The organism is Candidatus Lokiarchaeota archaeon (genome assembly GCA_014730275.1).
Lineage (GTDB): Archaea > Asgardarchaeota > Thorarchaeia > Thorarchaeales > Thorarchaeaceae > WJIL01.
In genome coordinates, this window is sequence record WJIL01000135.1 from 1 (window position 1) to 25,789 (window position 25,789).

Below are 25,789 nucleotides of genomic sequence, written 5' to 3' on the forward strand. Positions count from 1 at the left end.
CCAACTAGTGGGAATACTTTCTCTCTCCTCCCCCCGTATTACTTGTTCTCCTGAATAGAAGAAAGATGACTTCAAAACCCAAATGACACCAAGACACTTACAACGTGGTTGAAGGAGCAATGACACAATGGATTGCTCACGTTGACATGGACGCATTCTTTGCATCAGTAGAGCAGTTCAGAATCAATCCAGCCCTCGTAGGCCAACCTGTATGTGTGGGACCGGATCCCACCAAAGGGCCATCTAGAGGAGTAGTGAGAACTGCGTCATACGAAGCTCGGGAATACGGTATCACATCAGGAATGCCAGTCTCCAAGGCGCATTCCCTCTGTCCTGAAGCAATCTTCGTTAGTAGTTCCTTCCAGCATTACAAGGACGCCTCTGCTGATTTTATGACAGTCTTGTATTCCTACGCAGACGAAGATTCTATCAGAAAAACAAGTATAGATGAGGCATACATAGACGTGTCACATTCGTGCAGTAATTCAACAGAAGGCCACGGTATCGCGCAATCCATTCAAGATGCAATCAAGCGTTCAACACGCTTACCGTGTTCAATTGGCATAGGACCTAACATGTCCGTAGCCAAGATCTCGACTGATATGAACAAGCCCATGGGCATTACACTAGCCCCTCGTGAACCAGATGAACTCAGAGATTTCTTGGCTCCGCTTGATGTGAGGGTTATCAATGGTATTGGCTCTAAAACCGCAGAAAAGCTGTATAACCATGGTCTGCACAAGCTCAGTGATATTCAATCTCTCAGTATTCCTCAGCTTGTTCCGATAATGGGTAACTCTGCACAGTGGCTCTACAATCGTGCCTGCGGAATTGATAATCGTACAATTCAACCACGAGGGCATCGTAGAAGCTCGTTCAGCAAAGAAACCACTTTTGCAGAGAATATATCACCAGATGACATGGGAATGATACTGAAAACCATAAGTAATCTGTGTGACTCTCTTTACTCCAAATTGAGCAAGAGAGGACTGGGATATCAGACAGTTTCCATACGACTGAGATACGCTGATTTCACCACTATTTTGAGAAGCACAACTCTGCCAACTCCAACGGATTCTCATGCAAGCATGGAAAAGACAGCTATCAATCTGTATGAAGAGAACCGAGCTGAAAATCGCCCGATTCGTCTTCTTGGAGTCAAGCTATCGAGTCTCCAGGATATTGAATCTCAGATGAAACTAACTCAGTTCATCTAGCCAATAGGTGAATCTAGGTACTCATCAGTCACGTAACAAGTAGTAGATGAAATTCTGGCTTTTGTATTGGGTTCTATAACGCACCTGTATCAGTGAATATTATAGGTCGCCCAGAATAAACAATAACATGGAGCTGCAGAAAGGCGAAATTGTTGAAGCCAGATTTCTTTCAAGGCCAAACCGATTTCTGGGTGTGGTTGCTTTGGAAGGGGAGGAGTTCCAAGCCTTTATCCCTAATCCAGGCCGTATGGAGGAGTTGATGATTAGAGGGAAAACCGTATATCTTCGCCATCTGCCTAGCCCCAAAAGAAAAACCGACTATGATCTTATTGCTGTCAAACATAGGGGTATACTTGTATCAATAGATTCACGTTTGCCAAACCGATTTGTGGGTCAGCTCTTGGAAAAAAAGGAACTACCCTCATTCTCTGAATATTGTGAGGTTAAGGCAGAACCTTCAATGTTTGGAGGGCGTTTCGATTTCAAGCTTTATAGCGGTTCAGTTGATTCAATCATAGAGGTGAAATCGTGTACACTAGTGAACTCAGGGGTGGCCAGTTTTCCGGATGCCCCAACAAAACGGGGAGTTCGACATATGATGCATCTGGCGGAGGTACTTCAGGAAGGAATAGCCGATAGAGCATGTGTGATCTTTGTTGTTCAGCGTCCAGACGCTACAATCTTCACCCCGAACGATAGAACAGATCCTGAATTTGGAAAAGCTCTTAGAGAAGCACATGAAGAGGGGGTAGAAATCATGGTTCTCCTGACCAAGCTTGAAAACTGGAAACTTCGGTTACTGAAAGAGTTGGAATACGAGCTATAATGCAAATAGAGAATATCAATGAGAATTGTCCGCAAAGCTGATAACGGGGTACTAGTAACCGGTGTCTACGATATTGGTAGACGGTTCTTCATTACGGAGAGAAGACAAGCATGCAAATTGAGAGCATCGTGGAGAGAATGAGTGGGGAAGAGCTATTCAGTCTTGCGAGAGAATTCAATATACCCATTACAGAAAGAACGGTTCGCCGCCAGTTGCTTATTGAAAAGCTAATGGATAATTTAGAAGAGTGGCATAAGAAGGATCTAGCGTCACCTCATGATATTGGGGATTCATCAATCAAACTAAGAGATATCAAGAAGAATTATGCTACAACCGTTGCTGTGGATGGCCTTGATCTAGATGTGCGTCCTGGGGAAATCGTAGGCCTAGTAGGTCCTAACGGTGCAGGTAAAACCACAACCCTACGTATTCTCACAGGAATCATCAAAGCAACAGCTGGTGAAGTAGAGATCGCAGGTTACGATATTGAAAAAGACCCCCTTAAGGCAAAAAGAAGAATCGGTTATATACCTGAAAAACCAACATGTTACCCAAGTTTGAGGGTCAAGGAGTATTTCCAGTTCATTGCAAAGCTGTATGATGTTTCGAAAGTTGAACGGATACTGAGAACTAGAAAATATGTTGATCTTTTTCACCTAGACAAATACCTAGACTCGTATATTGGAACACTATCAAAGGGTAACCTTCAGCGAGTTCTTGTTGTCGGGATTTTCATTAGACCCCCTCCATTTATTCTTGCCCTTGATGAGCCAATCTACGGACTCGATCCGCTTGGAGCTTGGAATTTCAAAAAGCAGTTGAGAGAATTGCGAGATGAGGGTTCTGCGATACTCGTTTCTACTCATATTCTTGAGGTAGCCGAGGCATTGTGTGACAGGTTTGTGATATTGAACCATGGAAAGGCTGTGGGCAGGGGAACATTAACTGAATTGAGAAATCGATGCCCGGAGTGTCAAAGCCTTGAAGAAATCTTTCTGCAACTAACTGGTGGTATTCCGGCAAAGTAGGTTTTTGAGATGACTATCACCCTTCTTCAACTTGTTTCGAACGAGATCCGCATGTCATTCAATCAGGTGCGGAGAACTGCATCGGAGAAATCTATGCTTGTTTTCTATTTGATAGTGATATCAGCAGGAATTTTCATCTCGTATGTGATCTCTCTGCTTGTAGCTTTTTCTCCATTGGTAACAGATATTGAAAGTGCTTTGGTGGAACTTCTCGATAGGGATGTTCTTTTTACAGCGGCATCATTGCTTCCTATTGCCTCTCTGTTATCGGGATACTTTGGCGAAGAAAGCTCTTCCTACATACAGGCTACGGACGAGCAAGTACTTATGCCAGCGCCGGTAAAGACCTATCAGATTTTTGTAAGCAATTACGTGCGTCAGCTCCTGAGGAAAGCAGCATACGTAACAATAGTTGTTCTAGTGTTGTTTCCTGTAATTCAACAAAATATAGGCATACTACCTGCTCTAGGGATGCTTCTCGCTTCTTCCATTCTCTATTTAGACAGCAACTACTTCATTCACAGTATAGCCGCTGAAATCTCCTCTGATTCTAATAGAATCAAGAGAGTTGGTGGTGCATTAGTACTTGCTGCGATTATTCTGATTCCCACTATACCGCAAATCACTTCGAATCCGAATTCGGTACTAGTGCTACACTCCAATGCATATGTTGGAATTATAACAGAAACAACTGGAATTCTTTCTGTAGGATATTTTGCTCCTATAGTTTTTGCTTCGCTTTTCATGTTCTACATGATTTGGGGCCTAACTGCTACAATTTTCAATGAAACTCCGCGGGGTGACGCATGGGGAGGAGGAGTAGGACAGGCAACGGGATTCAGCGAAGTTGTCAAGGGTGAGGCTAATTTTGTGAAGTCAAAGCTAGATGATCCAATTGCTTGGATAATGAAGAAGGACTTCTGGAGCACGATTCGACTTCCTCTGCAGTTCTGGAAATACATCTACGCGGTTGTTGGCGGGAGTTTTGTAGTATACCTATTTCTAATGACTCCATCTTGGCTACAGCCGATTCAGATTCCCCAGCAGTTCCAATCTACAGCGGTACCCGCCTTTATGCTCATACTGGTGCTTCTGGTTCAGGTGTCTTGTGTATCCTCTTTGATGAGTTTCATGGATGAAAAAGATCGAGTTTACCTACTGAAAAGCAGCCCACTTCGGACGATCGATATTGTTCTTTCGAAGTATATTCGAAGTGCCTTGGAAGCATGCATCGGATTGTTGCCACAATTGGGATTCCTTGTGTATATTTTCAGAGTTGAAGGTTCAGCCTTTCTTACCAGTCTTGCATTTCCGTTGGTCCTGATTTTCTCGGCTGCCGGAGTTATGATGGGTTCATACGTCCCCGTCTTTACAAACAATCCTTCCAAACCACCGATACCCCTTGCTCTTGCGTTTCCGGTTGTAGATCTTGTTCTAGGAGGACTGATAATGACATTGGTATTACAGAGTGCAGAGGCTTGGACAATCCAGATTATCTTGCCTATACTCACTGTTTTGGTTGTGGGCTTCTTTCTACGCCTATCAGTACAAGCGCTAGACAACTATAAGTGAAATGAGAATCAGCCTCTCATTGTGATTTGTTCGAACGGACAAGTATTAAGTAGAATACGACAATCTGTGTAGGCAAGAAAGGGGACACCTAGCTGAATGATTCGCCATATCAGAACGCACTATAGCACATCAGGTAGAGCATTTGTCCGTCTCCTGAAATGATAATCAATGCTACATGAGAGGACATAGAAGTGGCAGAAGGACAGGAGCGCGAATACAATGGAGTCCTTTCTGGCAAGAATGTAGAAGCAATCGTCAAGATGGCAAACGATGGGATAGTAGCCATCGAAGACGGAATCATTGCTTATTCAAATCCTGCTTTTTGTGAAATGCTGGATGTAACGACGAAAGAGGTCATTGGAAGACCCTTTGAAGATTATCTCGATCCAACAGCCAAACACATGTATACAGAAAATATTGAGGCCTTCGATTTTGGAGAATCCGGACGTCCGAGTTTCAGGGTAAGACTCCTTGATTCGAAGCGACATGTTGTAAACGCAGAAATGAGCACTTCTGATTTCATCTTCAACGGAAAACCAGCGATTCTAGCCATAGTCCGTGATATATCAGAACAGGTTGCCCTAGAAGCATCCTTAGAAGCTTCAGAAGCCCGTTATCGAACCCTTTACGATTCTTCACCGATAGCATATTTCACCCTGAGCAGGCGTGGAATCATCCAAGATGTAAATACCGCCGCCGAGACCCTTCTCGGATACGACACCTCAGATATGCTCCGTCGGAATATTTCATCACTTACAACTGGAAAAGAACGTGGGCGGCGTTCTGCGGACCAAATCGTTTCCGAAGTATTGCAAGGTAAGACCGTACGAGACGTAGAAATGAGGATGCTACATTCTGATGGCAGTACCATCTGGGTAAGCATCACCGCAAGCCCACTCAGTGTTCCTGATGAACCGCCACGAATAGGATTCATGGCTCTGGACATAAATAGACGGAAGATGGCGGAGCTCAAGGAAAAAGAAGAAAGAGAACGAGCTAATCTGTATCTGGATGTAATTACGCACGATCTCTCGAATGTCAATCAGACACTTCTATTCACAATCGGACTTATTGATCAGAGCTTGGACGTTCCACCCGAAATTCAGCAACTGATACGCGAGTCCAACTGGAATATTGATAGAGCAACTCGTATGGTCACCAACTTGAGAATCATCTGGGAGCTGGAAAAACACCCGCCAGAAAAGGAAAGGAAAGATCCAGTCGAATGCATCAATCATGCTATCCAATCTGTACGAGATACGTTTAGGTGGAAGCAGATAGATGTGGATTGCGAAATGGAAAAGGGAGAATTCGAGATTGCTGGAAACAGATTTCTGCGCCATGTGTTTCTTAACGTGTTGACAAATTCCGTGCTTTTCACGGAAGGCGATAATGTTGAAATTGAGATAGTAGCTTCCAGCCAGAGTGACATGGTTAGAATAGAATGCATGGACTATGGAAAGGGCATACCCGACTCCCTGAAAGAAAGCATCTTCAATCGTAATAGCTCAGAACAGCAAATGGTTGGTCGCGGCCTCGGCCTCACCCTTGCTAGAATGGTCATTAATGACCTTGGCGGGCGGATATGGGCGGAAGACAGAGTTGATGGCGACCACACGAAAGGTGCATCAATCGTCATTACATTGCCGCAATGGGTTGAAGAGGCCGAACTCCCCTGCGGACGCAGCAAATGTGTTATCTTTTATGAATCCGATCATTGTCTTTTCTGCGAACCCACCAAAGAGACACTTTTTGGGCTCATACGGGAGCTGGGCATTACAGAGCGATTTGTTGAAGTCATCAATGTAGACGATCCTTCAGTTGTGATTGATGAGGATGAACTTCCAATGTTGCCAATGATTCGTATCTGTGAAGATGAGCTAACAGGCTTTGTAGGGGAGGACAGAATACGCATGAGCCTCATGCGTCTCCTTATGAAAGAATGTTATCCAGGAGCAGCTTAGTGACTTTATACTTCCGGAAAAGAAGAAGAGTTATCGCCTTCTGATTCCTAGTAGTTCCAGTTTAGGAGATATCCTCATGTCATCTTTTGGAATTCAAATCGAGCCACAATTTGGGTACGAATTTAGTGAAATCAGAAGAATAGCCAATGTGGCATTGGAGAATGAGTTTGACACAGTCTGGTTTTCAGATCATTTCATACTCAACCAAGATGCTACAGACAGGATCCTATTAGATCCATGGCTAGTCATGTCTGCCCTGAGCAGAGAGAACAGCGATATTAGGCTTGGTTCACTGGTTTTCTGCAACAGCTACAGAAACCCTGCTCTTCATGCTAAGATGGGGGCAAGCTTAGACAATCTTTCGGGAGGGCGTCTGGAGTTTGGAATTGGGGCGGGGTGGAAGGAACTAGACTACGAAGCCTATGGAATCGAATACCCGGATGATTTGACGAGAATAGAGCAACTCGGTGAAGGAATTCAAATAATCAAGGGCGCATGGACCGAAGAAAAATTCTCCTTTGATGGAAAGTATTACTCTGTGAAGAATCTGATTTCCGAACCTAAACCTGTACAGCAACCCCATCCTACAATCTGGGTAGGCAGCATGACAGGGGGCGACCGCATAGTTGAAGTTGCAGCTCGATATGGAAACGGACTTAACTTAGCATGGTCGTTTACTCCCGATGAATGTCAAGAGATTTTTGGAAAGATGACATCTATGGCCAAGACACATGAGAGGAAAGATGAGCTGAGTAAATCGGTAGGCCTATGGACTCGTTGGTTCAAGAGCAAGCAAGAAATGGAGAAGAAGATAGAAGAAGTAGCCAAAGAGCGAAATATGGAAGTTGCCGACTATCGCGAAAGGGTCAGCTCGGCGCTTTGGGGTGATACAGAAATTATTATTCAACGTGTCAGAGAGTACCAGGAAATAGGGGTAACCCATTTTATCTTCATGTTTCCGTACAGCGAGGAAGAGTCCCAAATCCAAGCATTTGGTGAATATGTTCTACCAGCTGTCAAGTGAAATTTGGTGTGGAAGACATCCTGGAGATATAAGGTCCCTTACAGAGACTTTAATATGAGGGTTTTTCACCAGAAACCAAAGCACTCGTAGAATGAAGCAATGCTTCAACCTCACACTATCAGTCAGACAATTGGACGATTGTCTCAGCTTTCAGATTCATTCAGGTGCAAATAAGATGACACAGGAACACCAGCACAGCGAGGAAGAATCAGTTGTTACCCCACCCCCTGAAGAAAAAGAGAAGCTAGTGGCCATATTTCGGCCAAGCCGTGCTGGAAGACTCATTCATTACGCAGTTGGTTTTATAGCACTGATTTCAGGTACCCTGTTCAATATCATGAGCGCGGGCAGTATCATACCCTACAGCACTATTTCCTGGAATATGGGGGTTGGCTCAATTGTCTTTGGCATTGTGGTCGTCCTTGGGGTCGAAGCCGCAAGGAGATACACGCTGTACATCGTCACGACTTGGAACCTGCGCATACGAACGGGCATCATTAGTAAAGAAACTAGAAGGATATTCTACGACGATATCAGCAAGGTAGAAATTGCTAGTGAACCTCAGGAAATTGCAGTTGGGATTGGGGACGTTGTCATCTACAGGGAAGATGATGGTGATGAACCTGTTCTTGTCATGAAGGATATCAATAATCCCAGAGGTATACGGGAGCTCATTAACAGATTTGTCGAAACCACAGAAGAGCCAACTAGCTGGTCACATGTAGAGAAGACGGTAGTCGCTCCCTGGTAGTAGCTTCAAAGGAAAGTAAGACACATTAGTCACCTTTGTTTGACTAGTTAAGAGGGGCTCCAGGTGAGCGATATCTCAATTAGCTACGAAACGAAAAGCGGTACTGATTCCGAGAAAACTTATTCGAGTGAAACTAAATCCGTGAACCTCTCAGGATGCGATATCACCCACATCGATCTTGAGCAATTCAATCAATTTCAGAATCTCGAAAAGTTGGATTTATCAGCAAACTGGCTTGAGACTATTATCCTGGATCCACTCAGCGAGCAAAAAGAACTCGAATATCTCGATCTCAGTTCTAACAGACTCACACAGATCGATTTGTGGCCCACAGAAAGCATGAATCTGAAGTTTCTTTCACTTGCCATAAACAAAATCCGAAATATCAATTTGGCGCCGTTGGCATTCAGTGTCAAATTGGAAGAACTATACCTTCAGACAAATTCCATCCAGAGTATTGAATTAGTTGCGTTGAGCCATTGCAAGCAGTTAAGATTTCTTCGATTAGATGACAATGATATCTATGCCATAGATCTAGATGCTTTGGCGGGATGTGCCCGGCTACAAGAGCTATTCTTGGAGAGTAATCCTCTTGAGACAATTGATTTAAGCCCACTGAGGGGTTGTGAGCAACTCGAAGGTCTCTGGCTTAGAGATACAGGTCTCCTCGCGATTAATTTGCATCCACTGTCAGAATCAAAAAGTCTCCTTTGGCTTGATTTGACCGATAACGAACTTCATTTCTTGGATATCACTCCCCTCATGAATTGCCGCGACTTGGAATCCGTCATGGTAGATGATTCCGTCATACTGATAGCTGACATCAAGTATAAGGAACGTGATTTCCCCTATGCTCTCAAAAAGTTCCGAGATAGAATGTACTGGCCTGAAAGCTAGACCAGGGCCCGAATCTGACTTCAAGGCCACATTTGCCCTTGTATTATTTAGGCAACACTCATTCTAATCTTTGGTCCCGGCCTTGCTCATTTGTGATTTGATATGGGGCAGCCAGAAGAGGCAGCAGCGAAGAGGACACTGAAAATGGCCGGTGTCTTCCAGGAATTGACTGAAATGTGGATCAGTCGACTGAACAAGTATTTCTCCCAAATCGAATCCCTCGTCGATGGAGAATGGCTGGATTCCTCAGATTTGAAGGGTATATTGCACGAAGCCAAGGAAGCCTCAAATGAAGCCTTAACAGGCCTTGGAAGAGACTTGAGTGCTGAATTAATACAGAAATCCTCAGGCATCATTTCAAGGCATGAAAACGAAAGAGCTTCAATGATAGAAGAAATGAATGATTTGAAAGCTCAACTAGATCAAGCCCTTTCTGCAGACACCAGTCAGCTAATCCGTGAGAACAATTCACTCAAGCAGGCCCTACTGAAGGTTCCAGAATACCAAGTGCTTGATGCTCTCGAAGAAGAGAATGATTCAACATACAAAAAACTTGGAGAAGCCTGCGGCATAAGCACACGAAAGACAAGACCTCTAGTTCGTACACTAGAAGAATGGGGACATGCCAAAATCGATGAGGATACAAGACCTCACGAAATTCATTTCATATCTTCACCGTGGAACAAGAAGCATCCCAATCATCATCAACTGAATCAGGAATTACGAAGCTGTAACACCAGTGAAGAAATCGCGGTTCGCACACCAGATCTATAGCCTGCATGAGGGTTTCTCACAGTAGCAACAGCGCTAATGTGCGGAACGCTCAAAACATAAAGCATGACATTCCCAAAATAGCCTTGAAAGGAGAATCTGGTTTGTTCCGAGTTGATGATAAGCAATTCACTGTATCTTGGCCGCGCAGGTGTATAGCCTGTGGAAAGCAGATGGAAGAAGGTTCAGAGAGATACGGTAAAACCTACGAACGTATTTGGATTGACAGAGAAAGCGGTGCATCTGCAGACAGCAAGGATGCCATAATTGAACGGCATGAAAAAATACGAGCAACACTTTATATCTGCGAGGATTGTAAGAAGGACGCAAAAGAGAAAGCGGAAAGCACAGGCAATAAGTATGAGAAAAGGGAAGAGTCTATGTGCAAGGTTTCATTTGCATTCTTTTTTCTTACGATAGGTCTGTTTGCATTCCAACTCATGTTTCCGATTCTCCAGCTGGTTACATTTGGATTAGCTGCTGTAATACTGATTATTGCCACACTAAGTATGGGAGCAATCTGGTCGAGAATCGCAAAGCGAGCAGAGCTTGTGAAAATGCTGCGAGATAATCCTCCAACAGCGTTTTTGGCGATTGATGTCGATCAAGATGGTAAGCTATTTTTCGAGTTTACCAATCCTCAGTATGTTCACGAATTCAAGAAACTGAATCCCTCATTGAACACAGAAGTGGACCAAGACCCACTTTCGTGGTGATCTCTCAAATAGAGATTGCTTAGAACCATCCCTTGATAGAAGAACATACGAAACCTTCAGGCATAAGGAAGACAACCATATGACAGAACTTGGCGAAGCAAGAAGCACATTCTACTTTGAATCCTGTGGTGAAATCAACACAAAGAAAACGATAGAACTCGCAATAGAACGAGCAAAACTACTAGGCATCAAGACAATGATTGTTGCCTCTGAAACAGGTTTGTCTGCTCTCAAACTCGCAGAAATGTGCACGGATACGGATGTGCGAATCATTGTTGTAACATCCCCAAGAGGCACGAAAGTGGAAGGAACACCGATAGGAGACTTGAGGATAGGCATTGAAAATGGAAGTATTCGAAGCAAACTTCTCAAAGAAGAAGTCGAAATTGTCCAAGGAACAGATCCGTTCTTCTCGATAGATGCGCCATTGCAAGAAATAGGTTTCCCAACTACTACATACATTATCCGTAGAGTCTTCAGCCTATTCGGGTCGGGAATAGGTGTTGGAATCGTAGCAGCTATGATGGCTACAGATGCTGGAGTTGTGCCATCTGGGGAAGACGTGGTTAGCTTAGCTGGAGACTGGATAGGCCTGAGTAGCGCTATTGTGGTCGAAACGGCCAATACCCGGGGTTTCCTGAAACAGGGACCAGTTATCAAGGAGATAATTTGCAAACCCCGAAATCCTCGATACAGCTGGCCAGATTTGGTTGGCTGGAATGGTGATTTGTCTCCGTATGAGAAATTCTGCTAGCCCAGAGTATCCTGTTTAGATGCGTATCTAAAGAATCAGAAAGATTAAGAGAGCTATGGACTAGGTCGACTAGCCGCGCTTCGACAAAAGAGGAATGCATATGGAGAGGGTTGTTATCCCATCTTCGAAGTACGATGGTTCATTGAGAGTCAATAAGAGGTTGTTCTGGACAAAAATCATCAGCGGCATAGCTTTTGGATTCTCAAGCTACTTCGTAACACGATTTACAGAGCTTCCGTGGTATATCTTGATACCGATTTTCTTTGTACCTACACTAATCATATCCGTATTCACAATCAGGAGGACAGTAGGTAATGAAATAGAGACAGCTATGCAGAACCTTATGAAAACAGCACTCCGATACTCTGGAAGTTGGTTGATGGCATACCTGGCGTTTGCAACAATAGCATATTTCGTGGGGTGGTAATGTTGAAGCGAAAACACAAACTCATCATCATTTTGCTTGTCATTGAATTGGCCGCACTACCGGTCTTTTTTGGTCTCCTTCCCACTATGCAACCGTTTGGAATGCCTCTCGACATAGACTACATCTCCAAAGGTCAATACACGGGGAACTACCTTATGTCGGACAATGGTGGGAAGGTCACAATCGTAAATGACCATCTGGAAGTGTTATGGCAAAGCGACATTCCGGAAGTCTTTGTTCATGAGGCAGAGTTGCTGCCAGATGGTGATGTTATTGTATGTGATACTGCAGGTGAACGGGTTTACGAAATCGATATTGATGATCCATCCAGAATTGAATGGGAATGGAATCCAAAGAAGATTAGTGATGTTAATTGGACAGCAGTTGGGAACAGCTGGGGATGGAAAGAATCTGCTTTAGATTATGTTCTGAGTCAAGAGTATCGAGAAGTTGATTGGACGCATATTAACGATGCCGAGTGGGTTAATGGTTCAAGAAAAGGACGAGACTACGATTCCATACTCATATCTATGAGAAATTTCGATATGATTGTTGAAGTGAACTACTCCCAGACAAAGGAAATCATCTGGCACTACGGGGAACCTCTACAGAAAAGCAAGCTCAATCATCAACATAACGTAGATATTAGAGATAATGGTAATGTCATCATTTGTGATAGTGAGAACCATCGTATCGTAGAAATCGATTACGAAACTAAGGAAGTGGTCTGGGAGTATGCACCAGAGTTTCCCGAAGGCGAACTTAGGTGGGCAAGAGACTGCGACGACATTGGAAACGGTACGTACATGATTACCGATTCGAATAATGGGCGTGTATTCTTTCTAGATCGAGACACGAAGGAGATATTGGTGGAGTATGGCAAGGACTTCCTAGTGCAGCCTTACGAATCAGATCTTGTTATGATTGATGGTCAGGAAAGAATCCTCGTAGGTGACTCCCCAGCAACGGCTATTACAATCATCAACCCCGCAGACGGTTCGTTCAAGCATCTTGGTTTCTCATTCATTGCTAACTATATCCGTTTCACAGTTGGGCTCATTGTGGTTTACTACGGATTCATGTTCGCAATTGCATATCAGGAAGCAGAAGGCGATGATATTACTTCCAAATTGAAGAAACACAAGGTCTACAAAGAGCTCATCAACCTTGCAATGATATCCATGATATTCTGGTTCTTGGGCACATTCTACCGGTTTCTAATCGAATTTGGATTGTTTCCGGTCATGGACAGAATCACGTGGATTCTCGCGAGGCCAAGTACTTGAGCTTGGGTTCTGGTGGAGAACCATCAGAGGATGACCAGAATTCGAGACAGACCAAAGACCTTTTCACATTCCGATGTGACAACATCTGAAGTGAATAGAGAATGTTCCTAGAACGCCCTGACGAGTATCCTCTTGATCAAATGGTTGATGTTGCAGCAGGTCGAACTCGGGCAGATATTGTTTTGAAGAATGGTTCGGTTGTCAATGTCTTTACTGGCGAAGTAACTGAAGGGGATGTAGCTATCCATGGTGGCTACATAGCAGGAATCGGTGAATATCAGGGTAGAGAAATCATAGATATAGAAGGGAAATATGTTGCACCCTCGTTTATTGATGGCCACGTTCATGTCGAATCGAGTATGGTCATGCCGCTTCAATATGCGCGAGCTGTTGTTCCTCACGGTACTGGTGCAGTAGTAGCAGACCCCCATGAAATAGCGAATGTACTGGGCATGGAGGGCATCATGTACATGAGCAAGAGCATGCGTGGAGGACCAATGAGTTTCTACATCATGATTCCATCCTGTGTACCATCAACTGAGCTAGAAACAAACGGCGTATCCCTCGATTTCTTGGACATAAAGCCTCTCTTGAGTGAAGACTATGTTTTGGGTCTGGCAGAAGCTATGAATTACCAAGGCGTGGTTACCCGAGATCCAGACATATTTGAAAAAATCCGAGTGACTCTAAAAAGAGGGAAACGAATCGACGGGCATGCTCCCGGTCTGGAAGGCCTTGATTTGAATGCTTATGCAGCAGCAAGGATAACATCGGAGCATGAAGCAACAACCTTGGTAGAGGCAAAGGAAAAACTCGCAGCAGGAATGCATATTCATATCCGAGAAGGCTCAACTGCTCGGAATCTGGCGGATTTGGCTGGAATCATCAAACCAGAAACAGCCATGTTCTGTAGCTTCGTGACCGATGACCGCAATACGCTCGACCTTATTGAGCGTGGGCACATCGATGGTATGATACGCACCGCAGTCGAATTAGGCGTTGACCCCATTCTGGCAATCAAGGTGGCTACAATATCGACAGCCAGACATTATGGAATCCATCAGGCAGGAGCTGTTGCTCCTGGTTATCACGCAGACCTAGTCGTATTGGACTCACTCCAAGATATTGGTGTAGATATGGTCTTCAAGAGTGGCCATCTCGTTGCTAAAGACGGCAAAATGACTGGAGAATTTGGCGTTAAGGAATCACCCCATCTGAGGAGATCTGTAAACATCCATTGGCTGGAACCTGAAGATTTCCAAGTGCCGGCAAAAGGAGACAGAATGAATGTCATCGGGATGGTACCAAATCAAATAGTCACGAATCATCTAATCGAAGAAACCAATATAGAAGACGGACTTGCGGTACCTGATATAGACAGAGATTTGGCCAAAGTCACAGTTATCGAAAGGCACAACGCCACTGAGCCGCAGGCCATTGGTTTTGTGAAAGGATCTGGTATCAAGGAAGGTGCGATGGTATCTTCAATTGCACATGACAGCCATAATATCGTAGTTATTTCAACAAACGATGCGGATCTCATAGAAGCTGCTGTTCAAATTCTTAGAATGCAAGGTGGGATTTCCGTTGTACGAGATGGTGAGATTCTTGCATCACTTGCACTCCCCATTGCAGGACTCATGTCCGACCAACCGATAGAGCATGTGAGTGAGAAACTAAAAGATTTGCGAGAAGCAGCCCAAACCATTGGAACATCACTTGAAGAGCCATTTATGGCGATGGCGTTTCTATCGCTACCCGTGATTCCAGAGTTGAAAATAACCGACAAAGGGCTCGTTGATGTAGATAAGTTCAGGATTATCGATCTCTTCGATATCTCGAACTAATCCGTAAGACCAAGCTCTTCCTTGGCAGCTTGAATCTGTTTGCGTTTCTTGTAGCCAGTGCGTATTGCAAGGAGGGACCCGCTAAACACCATGAGGGTAGCAATACCGAATGCAACGAACAGAATTGGCAAAAGATATTGGTTAGGAAGGGATAGCAAATTGAAGAAGAGCCCTCTGAAGATCAGGAAAGCCGCTTCTATAATCAGCATAACGACCAAGGCCATACCGGCTGCAAGTTGTCTTTCGTGCACATACACCTGCAAGGATGTCTGCAGGAGGAAGGCAGAAAGAAGATTCCCGAGAATGCCTAGTATAATGACGGTATCTCCGGGAATAAGCAGATTGGGAATATTAGTCCAACCCCAATCAGTGAAGAACCGAATATAGAGCATACTGATGATGAATACTAATTCAAATACCATCATGAGGATAGCCCCTAATCCTGTGACCCGCAGAATCTTGTTGTCAACATCATTTGCCCATTCCATATTGGTAAGTCGGTGATATTCCTCGTTGAGTGGTTTGGCCCAGCTGCTTTCAGACTTGCACCTTGACTTGGTACAATTTACGATGGTAAACAGCTTGCCGCCATAATCAGCAACCCTTTTCTCCATACACTCTTCACAAAGCAAATCCCCACACACATGGCAGACGCCTTTTGCAAGCCTGCCAGGATGATTGACGCAATCCCTATCTTGATCTGGACCCAAAACTGGACTTGCGCAATATTCGCACCGATTCACCTCATCATTGTGAATCACCCGAACTGGACCACCACATGCTGGACATCTTATCGTTTTGGCCATACTAGTCACCCCTCTTCGTACTTTTGCCTGCAATAGCCGCTTGCTGTTGCCACGGTCTGGTTGTATCTCGGAGTGTTGATTCCTTCTGCTTTGCTGGCTTGTCCTCGGTCAGCTCCTTCTCACGAGCCTCCGCCAAGGAAACAAAATCCGTGTGCCGGATAATCTTGTACGTTTCATAGGCTACGCCAATCAGTCCAGCATAGAACAAAGCAGGAACAATGACCAAAGCCCCAAGAAGCAGTAGTGCGCCCACCAAGACCGGTATGGCCACGATAATCACAACCATTACGATGAGAAAACCGATGGCATTGTCACGGTCCCTTCCTCTGCTAGAGCGCATCATCGATTTTGCAACTCTCAGAGCTCCAGCAAGAACATATTTCATGGCACCGGCGTACTTCCCAAGGAATCTTCGATAAAGACCTCCAACCTTTGAGAAGCGTCCGCCTGCTTCGTCAAAGAGATCATCAATTGGTAGAACCAACGACGTGGTTGTAACGGCTGGACGATACCGTCCTTCAAAGCAGTTTTGGCAGAGATACACATTCGAGCCGTCCCATCGTTCATCAACGGGTGGCTCCTGAGAAGTCAAGCAACGTCGGCAGAAATAATCTCCACATACAGCACATTTGGCTGCGGCAAGATACTCTGGGTGATTCTCACATGGCACGAAGACACCTGAAACCGCAAGGGAGACTCCACAGTAGTTGCAATCCACTGTGTTATCATCTTGCATTTCGCTCAAAGGATTTGCTCCTCCACAGTTAGAACAGAGAATGGCCATACCCTCTTCTGTTTCAAGGCGACGGACATCCATGATCTCCTTTGCTTTCTCATCTGAAATACGGGATCCATCGGGAGCAATCATTTTGGTTTCTAGGGGTGAGGGAAGCAATCCATCCTCAATCAATGCGGCACGGCCACGGTCCCGAACTATAACCGCACCAGGTGGGGGAACAGCTTGGTTCCATCGAGCCAAGAGATAGAGAATGACTGCCGATTCAATTCCCAGAATCAGTGCAGCGACATTCCCAATCTGGATATTAAAGGTATATCCAAACCATGGGAAGGTCCAACTGTAGTCGATACCTTGGGTGTACAGAAAGTAGCCAGACACAGCAACCGCAAAAACACTGTAACCCAGCTGAGCAAAAACGGCCCATCGACGCAAATCGTCAACGTAGTTTCCTATGACCAAACAAGGAATTGCCACTCCCACGAATATAAGGAGGGCATAGATTGGGCCCATCCCAGCAAAATCGATGGCTCCAAGTAGAACAGCAGCTAGGAGTCCAGCAGAAGCCAGGAGTCCCAGAAATCCAAACCCCATTTGCGTGAGGCCAATGAGTCGTAAGCCATGGGGTCTATCATGAATCGTGTCCATCTCATTATTTGTATCTGTCATATCTCCTCACCTATGAGATGATACAATGGTACTACTTGTTGCTATGTGCCCACTTATTCCTTTTTGAATCTAATCAGTCCCAACAATGTCACATAGGGAATAGCGCCAAGAACTATGGAAAACCATTTTCATTTCGCATCTTCCTGAACCAAGGAATTGCCCCACCAGCTTGGAGAATATCTTTCATCACGCTTGGAAGGGGTTCACCAGATATTGTATCGCCTGAGTCTTTGATTGTCAGGGTTGCTGATTCAAGAGACACCTCAACTTCCGCCGCATCTGGAATAGAAGAGGTTTCTTCAATCCTCATAATCGGCAATCCGATGTTGATTGCGTTCCGATAGAATATCCGGGCAAATGACTCCGCAACAACACAGCCAACACCTGATTCTTTGATGACCTGTGGGGCCTCCTCTCTCGAAGAACCGCCACCAAAATTTTTCCCCGCAACAATAACATCATCTTCCTCTACTTCGTCAGCAAACTCAGGTCTTGGTATCTCTAGTGTATGTTTGGCCATCTCTGAATAGTCAAGAAGAGTAAGATAGCGACCCTGAATGATCTGGTCAGTATCGATATCATCACCGAAAACCCATGCTCTGCCAGTTATGGTATCATACCAAGTCATGATGAGAGCCTCCTCGGATCAGTAATCTTTCCTTCCAATGCGCTTGCAGCAACTGTTGCGGGAGAGGCGAGATAGACAAGAGAATCTGGATGTCCCATGCGCCCTCTGAAATTACGATTGGTGCTTGAAATCGCTACTTCACCCCTGCCAAGGACACCCAAATGTCCACCAATGCATGCTCCACAGGTGGAGTTGGTAATCACAGCACCTGCACATATGAGAGTCTCAAGAATGCCAGCTCGCATTGCTTCAAGGTATACCTCGGTGCTTGCCGGTGTAACTATGAATCTAGTATCGCGATCAGCTTGTTTGCCCTCAACAATCTCCGCTGCAATCTTCAAATCCTCGAATCTTCCGTTAGTACACGATCCGATGAAAGCCTGGTCAACTGGCGTTCCCTCCACCTCTGAGACTATCTTTCCATTAGAAGGACTATATGGCGTTGAGACAATAGGTTCAAGCGGTTCTTCCTCCAGGTCAAACGTCAGAGTGTCAACGTACTCGGCATCGTCATCGGGTTCTACCGGCGACCATTTGGCTCTAGGAGCGTAAGAACGCATCCACTTTCGGACTGCTGGATTGATCTTCATTGGAGCACATTTCGCTCCTGCCTCCACGGCCATATTGCACATAGTCATGCGTGATGCAACGGACATGGAGTCAATGACAGGACCATGAAACTCTAGTGATTGATAATTTGCACCATCAGGCCCGAGTTCAGTCAGTATCTTGAGAATCAAATCTTTGCTCATGACTCTGTGCGATAGTTTGCCGATAATATCAATGCGAATGGACTCAGGTACTCGAAACCAGTTTCGACCGGTAGCAGCTACAATGGCACTATCTGTAGATGCAAACCCAGTTGAAAACGCGTTGAATGCACCGTAAGTTGTAGAGTGGGAATCCGATCCGATAATCAAGTCTCCTGGCTTCACAAATCCCTTTTCAGCCATGACCTGATGTGCTATGCCGCAGTTAACGTCACAGAAGTGTGCTATGTTTTGTTCTTTGACGAATTCCCGTATTCTACGATGCATTTCGGCAGTGCTTGCATCTGGTGCCGGTGACCAATGATCATTTGCAACAAGCATCCGATTCGCATTCCAGACCTTCTCGACTTCCATTTTTTCAAGAACGGGAATGATTCTTGCTAACGCTTCGTTCACCATCAGGAAATCAACATCAGCAATAACTGTCTCACCAGCTGCGGCGGTTCCTGATTGAGTATGATTTCCAAGCAACTTCTCAGCTAGTGTAAGGCCCAATATCTTCACCTATTTGTATCGATTTTTGCCATTGCCTGAACAACAGCATTCGTGACTTCCCTCGTTGTCGAGGGCTCGACATCCTTCCACAGCCCCTTACAAATATCTGGAGTGCGAATGCTTCCATTCTTCAAGACTTCTTGTACGGCATTTTCAACAAGCAAAGATGCCTCTTTGCATCGCTTATCTTTTCGCTTCGAACCAAGCCAATCATACATCATTGCTACTGATAGAATAGAAGCAATCGGATTGGCCTTGTTTTGTCCAGCTATATCCGGTGCGGAACCATGAACTGGTTCGAACATGGCTCGTTTGTTTCCTATGTTTCCGGAGGGCGCCATACCGAGACCTCCTTGTAGAGCACCTGCGAGGTCACTGATTATGTCCCCGAACATATTTGGGGCCACCAATACATCATAGAATTCAGGCTTAGTCAGGGCCCAGAGTGTCCAAGCATCAACATATGCAAAGTCTGTCTCAATATCCTGATAATCCTCTGCTACTTCCTTGAACATGCTTCGGAAAAGTTTGCACCCGGCAAGCATATTGCTCTTATCAACACATGTCACACGGCTTCGACCATCAAGTGGAGCCCCATCACGTCTTTTAGCCAAGTCAAAAGCATATCGTATAACCCGGCTCGAGCCTCTCTTTGTAATCAGCCGGCTATCAACTGCAACTTCCGTCTCTGCTCCCCGCTTCAAAGCCCCGCGAGTGGGTACGTACAGACCCTCCGTGTTTTCTCGAATAATCACCATATCAATGTCATTGTGATTCTTATCAGCCAAAGGTGTTGGAACACCTTCGTATAGTTTTGCGGGGCGATGATTCGCATAGAGATCCAGCTCTTGCCTCAAACCGATAACTATACTGTGACCTGCGTGTTTTCCGTCCGGCAACTTAATAGGGTCGCCCCTCGCGTCACATGCTCCAACTGCTCCAAACAAGATGGCATCTGCCTCGGTTTTTGTAAATTCTTCTGCTTCAATGGACCACTCGCGGCCTTTGTCAACATAATACTCTGCACCTACAGAAAATATCTCAGGCTGAATATGAATGCCTCCAATCAAACCAGCCGCTTCTTCCATGACCCTGATAGCTTCAGGAATCACCTCTTTCCCTATACCATCACCCGGTAGCACGGCCACGTTGTATGTCCTAGCCAATTTCTATCACCTTAGGCATTCTCTCTAGGCAATGAATTCCTCATTGCACGAGGCTATCCTGACCCTTATTGGAAACGGATTTATACCCTTTATGTTGAACTCGGCCCAATCAGCCTTTCAGCTCCAATATGCTGATAAGGGTTGGTTAACGATAACCGAACCAAGCAAGCACTATAAACTAGAACCTAGGTGGCTTAGCCAGAAATGACAGAGATTCCGATGCCATCCGATTACACGCCCACCGACGAAGAGGATGAAGAAGACGAAGGATTCTGCGACAAATGTTGCGAATGTTGGTGCCAGTTAGTCGGAGCAATTATCCTGATTGGACTGCTGATAGCCATATTTACGGCAGTTTTCTAATAGTCGGCTTGCGGTCTTCATTGGTTTAGGAGCAATGCAGCGGATTAGAAACATTGAAGTCCTAAGAAAGTTCCTGGGTCTACAAGGAGAATAGCACAATTCTCTTCCAACAGGTAGGAAAAACTGGTGTCTGATACAACAGAAGAAAACGAACCAGAGATTAGCCATAACATAACTGAGATTAGTGACGAAATTATCCACGGCGAGAATTGCTCACGAATTGAAAGAATGATGAGGGCACTTGAGCTAACAGAGGGGGTACAGATTGCAAGACGCTACCTAGCAATGAATGCCTTTGATGGTGCTTTAACAATGCTGGGTCTTCTATTGGGAGGCTTAATCATGTTGTATCAAGAACCACCACGGACAGTGTTCAATTCAACTCTATTGGGAGCAATAGGAACTAGCTTGGCCATGGCTATCTCAGGTTTCAGCGGCTCGTACCTTACCGAAAGCGCAGAGCGAGACCGTGAAGTTGAAGAAATGGGCAAGGCCATGCTTTGCGATATGAGCGAGTCCATGTATGCGAGAGCCACGAAAACGACTTCAGTTGTAGTGGCAATCGTTGACGGAGCCTCACCAGCTGTAGCTGCGTTCATTGTCATTATTCCGTTGCTTACGGTAAGATTCGGTCTCTTCGATTTCTTCACGTCATTCTATGCCGCGATTGTTGTATGTATGATTCTGCTGTTTGTGTTGGGTCTCTTTCTAGGAAAGGTTTCGAAGAAAAGCATCTGGAGATATGGCGCCAAGACATTCCTAGCAGGCATAATTACCGCATTACTCATGTATCTCATTTCGATATACACCGGAGCAACCCCCTAGAATGCTTATATATGGAAAAGAAAAGCAAGTTCAGGGATGCTTTAATAATCTCATAGGAGAGGAAGCTAGTAGAACAAGTGAGGGCTTAAGATGGCCAGAACAAGAGAGGACTTCAAGAAAGCTTTCAATAAGAGACTCAAGGCAGCAACTGAAGATGAGCTCCGTATTGTGATAAAGGAGCAATACCGAGAGGCATTCGACGTGCTTACCGATTGTGAAAACGCAGGCCTCATCCCGGGCATAATTGGGCCGCCCGGTGTGGGAAAGACACTACTTCTTAGAGCATATGCAAAAAAGAGCGGAAGGGATTTTCATTGGGTGACTGGCGATGAAGGTGTAAGGCCCTCACATCTCGTAGGTTCTTATAATCCAGCACTGGTTCTTGAGCGAGGCTTCAGTCTCGATTCATTCGATCCAGGCCCCATGTTGAAATGCATGGTTTTTGGCGGAGTATTTGGTCTCAATGAGGCAAATCGACTACCTGAGTACGTGCAGAACTCACTTCTGGAACCGCTCGAAGAGAGAATGGCCAACGTTCCCAGAATAGGTCGTATCTCGGCTGATGAAGAATTCTTCGCAGTGCTTACAATGAATCCGGAAGAAATGGCTGGCGCACATAGGTTAAGTGAAGCGCTTCGAGATCGAATCCGTGTATGGATACGACTTGGATATCCAAGAAAAGAAACGGAGATTGAGATTGTAAAGGTCAACTGTCCAGAGTACAAACTCTCTGATCATGTTCTAGAAACAATCTATGACCTCGTGTCGTCCACCAGGCAATCTACGGATATAGAGATACCAGCATCAATCAGAGCCGGGATATCCATTGCACGACTAGCATCTGAGATGGGACAAAGAAAGAGAAAGAAGGATGTGAATCATTCAATCCTCTCAGAAGCAGCAAACTACGTCCTTAGTGGGGCATTGCGATTTAGGCCGGGTGTTGATCCCGAACCAGCTGTGAACCGTATTATCAGATCCACCATTGGAGGGAGAGGAGCTAGCCAATAATGGGGACAAAAGCAAAAATCGATCCTATTCCCAGCATGGTAGTAGAATTTGCTCACGAGTTTGTCTCTCGAATGAGGGCCCGCAAGGATCTCAAGCAAAAACCAAGCATAAGGCAGACAGAAGCCATTCCTCAATTCTTGAGTGCACGCTACTTCAAACAAGGAAGGCTTAGCCTCGACGATTTGGTTGAAGCCGCAGTATATACGACATTCCCGGCTGATCAGAAAGTGGCAAGGGATGTAGCTGAAGATATCGTACTTGGAAGAGAAGATGAGGAAAAGACGATACTCGAAACGCAGCAAAAGAAAGAAGCGCAGAAGAAAGCAAAAAAGGCAGTCACTGATTCACTCAATCAAGTCATCAATTCCATATTGCGAGAACAGGAATTATCTGAAAAAATTGAAACCGACAAAATAGCGGATGGTTACAACTATCTGCGAAATCTGAAAAGGGCAGACAAAGATGACTTGTTGAATTCAGCTACTGACTATCTCACAGAAGGCGACATAGTCTTACGAGGCATTTCTAATGATGAAAGGCTGAAACAGGAAGCTTCCCAAGAGCTACAAGAACGGATTGGTGGTCTCAGCTCTAGGGATATCGAGAATTCCAAGACACTAGATAGCCTTGATCAGGTTTGTTCATCACATAACAGAGCTGAATCTCTAGCAGCCAAAGCGCTACGAGGAGATTCAGAAGTCGAGAAGAAATTCAATGACCTGGCCCAGCGAGATTCTGCTACTGCAGCTCGGGCTCTATCACATATGAAGGATATTGGGTCTCCAAAAAAAGCTAAACGAAATGCTATGCAAAAGCAGTTGGAGGGTTCAATTCAAAATCTAGAGGAAATGGCTTCTTACGCTTCTCATCTTAATGAAGTACCCAAGAATGCTGATTCTCATGTGCAGTCAGCTCCCAAGGAATTTCCCATTGACGAAGCAATGAGAATGGCAGACCGAATCAAGAAACATACTGGAAAATCACTTCATGATCAACTGATGAAGGAATATGATTCTCAATTCAACGAAGGGGCGTCAAAAAATGTAGATCATCATCAACTTGCTGACAACGCTACCCCACAACAGCATTGGAAGAATCTGGTTGAGAAAGTAACAGATAGAACTATGGACCGAGCACAGTCACGTTCTGCACCGGCTGAATATTTGCTCAAGAAACTGGCACAACACAGCAAGCTAAGCAATGACTTACCGGGACAATGCAGAAGCACTTGGAATGAACAGATGCAACGGCTTAGTGATGAGGCAATCAAGCAATCGCAATCAAAAGCACATATGCGAAAGAATGTCAGGAGAGCAAGAAGAATGGGCACCAGTCCCTCAGAAGAGGCCATTCGTCAGAGAGGACAAGAACTGGGAATGAGTGAAAGCGAGATTCTCGAGTTGGTGAACCCTTCTTTCCAAGTTGCCAAGAAGCTGATTAATCAAGGTGTTAAGGACTTCGATCGATTGCATGGACTGATATCCTCCGCTGGACTCAGTCAATCTCAGCTCGAAGAACTAGCCGACATGGCAAACAAAAAGGGAAATGCTTCAGCGCTCGGAGCGGTTGGGCATGTTGATTTGCACGCCGCGTTGGGAATGGGCAGAGGGAGGAGCAGAGGAGAACCAGATCCACAAAGAGCAGACATGGCACTGAGGGGTTTACTTGGGGGGCCAGCCACAAATATTGTGACAATTTGGTATACCTACCGAGAAAACCTTCCACCCGAATTCAAGAGAAGACTAAAGCAAATTGCGAAACGTCTGCTGATAGATCTTGGTAAAAGCTTCGCTCGGGCAGTAATGGGCTCATCGATGTTGGGCGGTATCCAACCATCCACAACAGTGCGTCCCTTCCGCATCGGTGATGATATTGATCTCATAGATCTTGAGGAGACCTTGTCACATCTTCTTTCCGAAGGACGTACGGATTTCCGCACGTTGCGGCCAGATGATTTCCTAATCACTGAAACATATCATGGCCACAGGGCGTTCTACTGGGCTCTTGACAAAAGCGGTTCAATGCATCATCCGAAGAAACTCGGTATGCTATCGATTTCAGTCATGGCAGGACTTTATGGTATCCAAAAAGACGACTTCGGCGTAGTTCTCTTTGACCATGGAACGCATATCGTCAAGGATATAGCAGATCCAACAAAATCAGTAGAGAAAGTAGCATCGGATCTTCTTGATCTTAGAGCCAGTGGGGGTACTGGGGGTGCGAGTTCGATTAGGCTTGCCCTTCAGAATCTCGAGAAAACAAGAGCAAGAGAAAAGATATTCATCTTTTGTACAGATGTTTATCTGAGCGACCAGTCAGAATGTGTTGATTTGATGGCCAAAATCAAAAAACAGGGAATTGACACAATTCTTCTTGTACCAGCAGCTGAATATGACCGAAAATCAGCTGATGAACTGGCCAAGTCATCTCACGGAGTTGTTCTTGATATTGATTCCGTTGATGAATTGCCTCAAAGGCTGTTGCGGCTGACTAACTACTGATCACGAGGTACAAAGCCCCTTTGCGAGCCAAGAGTTTTCTCACGCACATCTGATATCCACAGCCTATAGGCGCAGGGGTACTCTTCATCACGTAATTCTAGGAATTCTCTTGAGAAGATTTGCCTCATCATTCGCATGAATCGATAGAAAGGTGTTTCTTGTTCAACAATTTCCGCAATACAGCTGATTTCATAACTCAACCATGGTGGTGAGCCGTTCGTAGGCCAGGAGAAATGTAGAGTTACACGAGGGTTTTTCCTGATATTCTGATAGCTTCGATCACCATACATCTCAGCTATACCGAAACGAAATCTGTCAATCAGGGTCTCTTCCAAGTAGAGATTCCGATAAAGCGATATCCGATCATCCATGGTGTCTTCAAAAGGCTGGCCAAACATTTCCAGCAGATTACCTTCTAGGTCATCAATCCGTTCTGCTATCACATCGTCCTTGAGTGTAAGCCGTACAATCTTAGTAGCGGTATTTACCGGAAAGGGTTTGTCTCTGTCAAATGTGACCAGAGTTGGCTTCATGATATTTGAGCGCCATATGCCTCGGAAGATATCGACATCATCATCAAGCATATCAACTGCATTCAGCATACCTGAGTATAGAGGATTTGGCATCGCATTAAGGGGAAAGCCCAAGGTCACAGCTTCGTCAGTTACGACGATTCGACGTGATTCACGGTCTACAAGGTGTACTGCTGAATGCCTTTCATCTGCCAAACCTAGCTTTC

Annotated in this window: 24 protein-coding genes; 18 read left to right on the forward strand and 6 right to left on the reverse strand. The window is 45.1% G+C overall.

Annotated features, from left to right (window positions below):
* Window positions 1–119 precede the first annotated feature (119 nt).
* From dinB to ade, 14 genes are all read left to right on the forward strand, one after another.
* Window positions 120–1,217, forward strand: coding sequence for a DNA polymerase IV (gene dinB / locus GF309_15445; protein MBD3160171.1), 1,098 nt, complete (start codon window positions 120–122; stop codon window positions 1,215–1,217).
* Window positions 1,218–1,344: 127 nt separating this feature from the next.
* On the forward strand, window positions 1,345–2,043 hold the full coding sequence (gene sfsA / locus GF309_15450; protein ID MBD3160172.1) for a DNA/RNA nuclease SfsA: 699 nt from the start codon (window positions 1,345–1,347) through the stop codon (window positions 2,041–2,043).
* A 110-nt stretch (window positions 2,044–2,153) separates the two neighbouring features.
* A complete protein-coding gene (locus GF309_15455; protein MBD3160173.1) occupies window positions 2,154–3,071 on the forward strand; it encodes an ATP-binding cassette domain-containing protein in 918 nt (305 codons plus the stop codon).
* 51 nt (window positions 3,072–3,122) lie between these two features.
* Complete coding sequence (locus GF309_15460; GenBank protein ID MBD3160174.1) at window positions 3,123–4,643, forward strand: hypothetical protein; 1,521 nt, start codon at window positions 3,123–3,125, stop codon at window positions 4,641–4,643.
* A 191-nt stretch (window positions 4,644–4,834) separates the two neighbouring features.
* The gene (locus tag GF309_15465) at window positions 4,835–6,607 is read left to right on the forward strand and encodes a PAS domain S-box protein (protein MBD3160175.1); all 1,773 of its coding nucleotides are present in this window, start codon (window positions 4,835–4,837) and stop codon (window positions 6,605–6,607) included.
* A 76-nt stretch (window positions 6,608–6,683) separates the two neighbouring features.
* Window positions 6,684–7,631 carry an LLM class flavin-dependent oxidoreductase gene (locus GF309_15470; GenBank protein MBD3160176.1) on the forward strand — a complete coding sequence of 316 codons (948 nt, stop codon included), beginning with the start codon at window positions 6,684–6,686 and terminating at the stop codon, window positions 7,629–7,631.
* Window positions 7,632–7,722: 91 nt separating this feature from the next.
* On the forward strand, window positions 7,723–8,382 hold the full coding sequence (locus GF309_15475; protein ID MBD3160177.1) for a PH domain-containing protein: 660 nt from the start codon (window positions 7,723–7,725) through the stop codon (window positions 8,380–8,382).
* A gap of 63 nt (window positions 8,383–8,445) precedes the next feature.
* The gene (locus GF309_15480; protein MBD3160178.1) at window positions 8,446–9,279 is read left to right on the forward strand and encodes a leucine-rich repeat protein; all 834 of its coding nucleotides are present in this window, start codon (window positions 8,446–8,448) and stop codon (window positions 9,277–9,279) included.
* Between the two features lie 102 nt (window positions 9,280–9,381).
* On the forward strand, window positions 9,382–10,053 hold the full coding sequence (locus GF309_15485) for a hypothetical protein (protein ID MBD3160179.1): 672 nt from the start codon (window positions 9,382–9,384) through the stop codon (window positions 10,051–10,053).
* Between the two features lie 101 nt (window positions 10,054–10,154).
* On the forward strand, window positions 10,155–10,766 hold the full coding sequence (locus GF309_15490; GenBank protein ID MBD3160180.1) for a hypothetical protein: 612 nt from the start codon (window positions 10,155–10,157) through the stop codon (window positions 10,764–10,766).
* A 79-nt stretch (window positions 10,767–10,845) separates the two neighbouring features.
* Window positions 10,846–11,520 carry a hypothetical protein gene (locus GF309_15495; protein MBD3160181.1) on the forward strand — a complete coding sequence of 225 codons (675 nt, stop codon included), beginning with the start codon at window positions 10,846–10,848 and terminating at the stop codon, window positions 11,518–11,520.
* A 100-nt stretch (window positions 11,521–11,620) separates the two neighbouring features.
* The gene (locus GF309_15500) at window positions 11,621–11,947 is read left to right on the forward strand and encodes a hypothetical protein (protein ID MBD3160182.1); all 327 of its coding nucleotides are present in this window, start codon (window positions 11,621–11,623) and stop codon (window positions 11,945–11,947) included.
* Window positions 11,947–13,233: a hypothetical protein gene (locus GF309_15505; protein ID MBD3160183.1), complete on the forward strand. Its 1,287-nt coding sequence runs from the start codon at window positions 11,947–11,949 to the stop codon at window positions 13,231–13,233. Before GF309_15500 ends, GF309_15505 begins: the two co-directional genes overlap by 1 nt.
* A gap of 101 nt (window positions 13,234–13,334) precedes the next feature.
* The gene (gene ade, locus GF309_15510; protein ID MBD3160184.1) at window positions 13,335–15,080 is read left to right on the forward strand and encodes an adenine deaminase; all 1,746 of its coding nucleotides are present in this window, start codon (window positions 13,335–13,337) and stop codon (window positions 15,078–15,080) included.
* Here ade and GF309_15515 read toward each other — a convergent pair.
* The 5 genes from GF309_15515 to GF309_15535 all read right to left on the reverse strand — a co-directional run bounded on the left by GF309_15515 (window position 15,077) and on the right by GF309_15535 (window position 20,350).
* Window positions 15,077–15,886: a hypothetical protein gene (locus GF309_15515; GenBank protein ID MBD3160185.1), complete on the reverse strand. Its 810-nt coding sequence runs from the start codon at window positions 15,884–15,886 to the stop codon at window positions 15,077–15,079. The genes ade and GF309_15515 overlap by 4 nt on opposite strands.
* A 1-nt stretch (window position 15,887) precedes the next feature.
* Window positions 15,888–17,291: a hypothetical protein gene (locus GF309_15520; GenBank protein ID MBD3160186.1), complete on the reverse strand. Its 1,404-nt coding sequence runs from the start codon at window positions 17,289–17,291 to the stop codon at window positions 15,888–15,890.
* A gap of 112 nt (window positions 17,292–17,403) precedes the next feature.
* The gene (locus GF309_15525; protein MBD3160187.1) at window positions 17,404–17,919 is read right to left on the reverse strand and encodes a 3-isopropylmalate dehydratase; all 516 of its coding nucleotides are present in this window, start codon (window positions 17,917–17,919) and stop codon (window positions 17,404–17,406) included.
* Window positions 17,916–19,184, reverse strand: coding sequence for a homoaconitate hydratase family protein (locus tag GF309_15530; protein MBD3160188.1), 1,269 nt, complete (start codon window positions 19,182–19,184; stop codon window positions 17,916–17,918). Before GF309_15530 ends, GF309_15525 begins: the two co-directional genes overlap by 4 nt.
* A 5-nt stretch (window positions 19,185–19,189) precedes the next feature.
* On the reverse strand, window positions 19,190–20,350 hold the full coding sequence (locus GF309_15535; protein ID MBD3160189.1) for an isocitrate/isopropylmalate dehydrogenase family protein: 1,161 nt from the start codon (window positions 20,348–20,350) through the stop codon (window positions 19,190–19,192).
* 204 nt (window positions 20,351–20,554) lie between these two features.
* Between GF309_15535 and GF309_15540 the strand changes: the two genes are divergently transcribed.
* The 4 genes from GF309_15540 (at window position 20,555) to GF309_15555 (ending at window position 25,050) form a co-directional block, all read left to right on the forward strand.
* Window positions 20,555–20,713, forward strand: a complete 159-nt coding sequence (locus GF309_15540; protein ID MBD3160190.1) for a hypothetical protein — start codon at window positions 20,555–20,557, stop codon at window positions 20,711–20,713.
* Window positions 20,714–20,839: 126 nt separating this feature from the next.
* A complete protein-coding gene (locus GF309_15545; protein ID MBD3160191.1) occupies window positions 20,840–21,538 on the forward strand; it encodes a hypothetical protein in 699 nt (232 codons plus the stop codon).
* Window positions 21,539–21,628: 90 nt separating this feature from the next.
* Window positions 21,629–22,549, forward strand: coding sequence for an AAA domain-containing protein (locus GF309_15550; GenBank protein ID MBD3160192.1), 921 nt, complete (start codon window positions 21,629–21,631; stop codon window positions 22,547–22,549).
* Window positions 22,549–25,050, forward strand: coding sequence for a hypothetical protein (locus GF309_15555; protein ID MBD3160193.1), 2,502 nt, complete (start codon window positions 22,549–22,551; stop codon window positions 25,048–25,050). The genes GF309_15550 and GF309_15555 overlap by 1 nt, the downstream gene beginning before the upstream one ends.
* Here the strand turns inward: GF309_15555 and GF309_15560 are convergent.
* Window positions 25,044–25,778, reverse strand: a complete 735-nt coding sequence (locus GF309_15560) for a hypothetical protein (protein MBD3160194.1) — start codon at window positions 25,776–25,778, stop codon at window positions 25,044–25,046. The genes GF309_15555 and GF309_15560 overlap by 7 nt on opposite strands.
* Window positions 25,779–25,789: the final 11 nt, after the last annotated feature.

Excerpts from the sequence above, each read along its gene's own strand:
- dinB (MBD3160171.1), top strand. The coding sequence starts at position 120 with ATGACACAATGGATTGCTCACGTTGACATGGACGCATTCTTTGCATCA.
- sfsA (MBD3160172.1), top strand. The coding sequence starts at position 1,345 with ATGGAGCTGCAGAAAGGCGAAATTGTTGAAGCCAGATTTCTTTCAAGG.
- GF309_15455 (MBD3160173.1), top strand. The coding sequence starts at position 2,154 with ATGCAAATTGAGAGCATCGTGGAGAGAATGAGTGGGGAAGAGCTATTC.
- GF309_15460 (MBD3160174.1), top strand. The coding sequence starts at position 3,123 with ATGTCATTCAATCAGGTGCGGAGAACTGCATCGGAGAAATCTATGCTT.
- GF309_15470 (MBD3160176.1), top strand. The coding sequence starts at position 6,684 with ATGTCATCTTTTGGAATTCAAATCGAGCCACAATTTGGGTACGAATTT.
- GF309_15475 (MBD3160177.1), top strand. The coding sequence starts at position 7,723 with ATGAAGCAATGCTTCAACCTCACACTATCAGTCAGACAATTGGACGAT.
- GF309_15485 (MBD3160179.1), top strand. The coding sequence starts at position 9,382 with ATGGGGCAGCCAGAAGAGGCAGCAGCGAAGAGGACACTGAAAATGGCC.
- GF309_15495 (MBD3160181.1), top strand. The coding sequence starts at position 10,846 with ATGACAGAACTTGGCGAAGCAAGAAGCACATTCTACTTTGAATCCTGT.
- GF309_15500 (MBD3160182.1), top strand. The coding sequence starts at position 11,621 with ATGGAGAGGGTTGTTATCCCATCTTCGAAGTACGATGGTTCATTGAGA.
- GF309_15505 (MBD3160183.1), top strand. The coding sequence starts at position 11,947 with ATGTTGAAGCGAAAACACAAACTCATCATCATTTTGCTTGTCATTGAA.
- ade (MBD3160184.1), top strand. The coding sequence starts at position 13,335 with ATGTTCCTAGAACGCCCTGACGAGTATCCTCTTGATCAAATGGTTGAT.
- GF309_15515 (MBD3160185.1), bottom strand. The coding sequence starts at position 15,886 with ATGGCCAAAACGATAAGATGTCCAGCATGTGGTGGTCCAGTTCGGGTG.
- GF309_15520 (MBD3160186.1), bottom strand. The coding sequence starts at position 17,291 with ATGACAGATACAAATAATGAGATGGACACGATTCATGATAGACCCCAT.
- GF309_15525 (MBD3160187.1), bottom strand. The coding sequence starts at position 17,919 with ATGACTTGGTATGATACCATAACTGGCAGAGCATGGGTTTTCGGTGAT.
- GF309_15540 (MBD3160190.1), top strand. The coding sequence starts at position 20,555 with ATGACAGAGATTCCGATGCCATCCGATTACACGCCCACCGACGAAGAG.
- GF309_15550 (MBD3160192.1), top strand. The coding sequence starts at position 21,629 with ATGGCCAGAACAAGAGAGGACTTCAAGAAAGCTTTCAATAAGAGACTC.
- GF309_15555 (MBD3160193.1), top strand. The coding sequence starts at position 22,549 with ATGGGGACAAAAGCAAAAATCGATCCTATTCCCAGCATGGTAGTAGAA.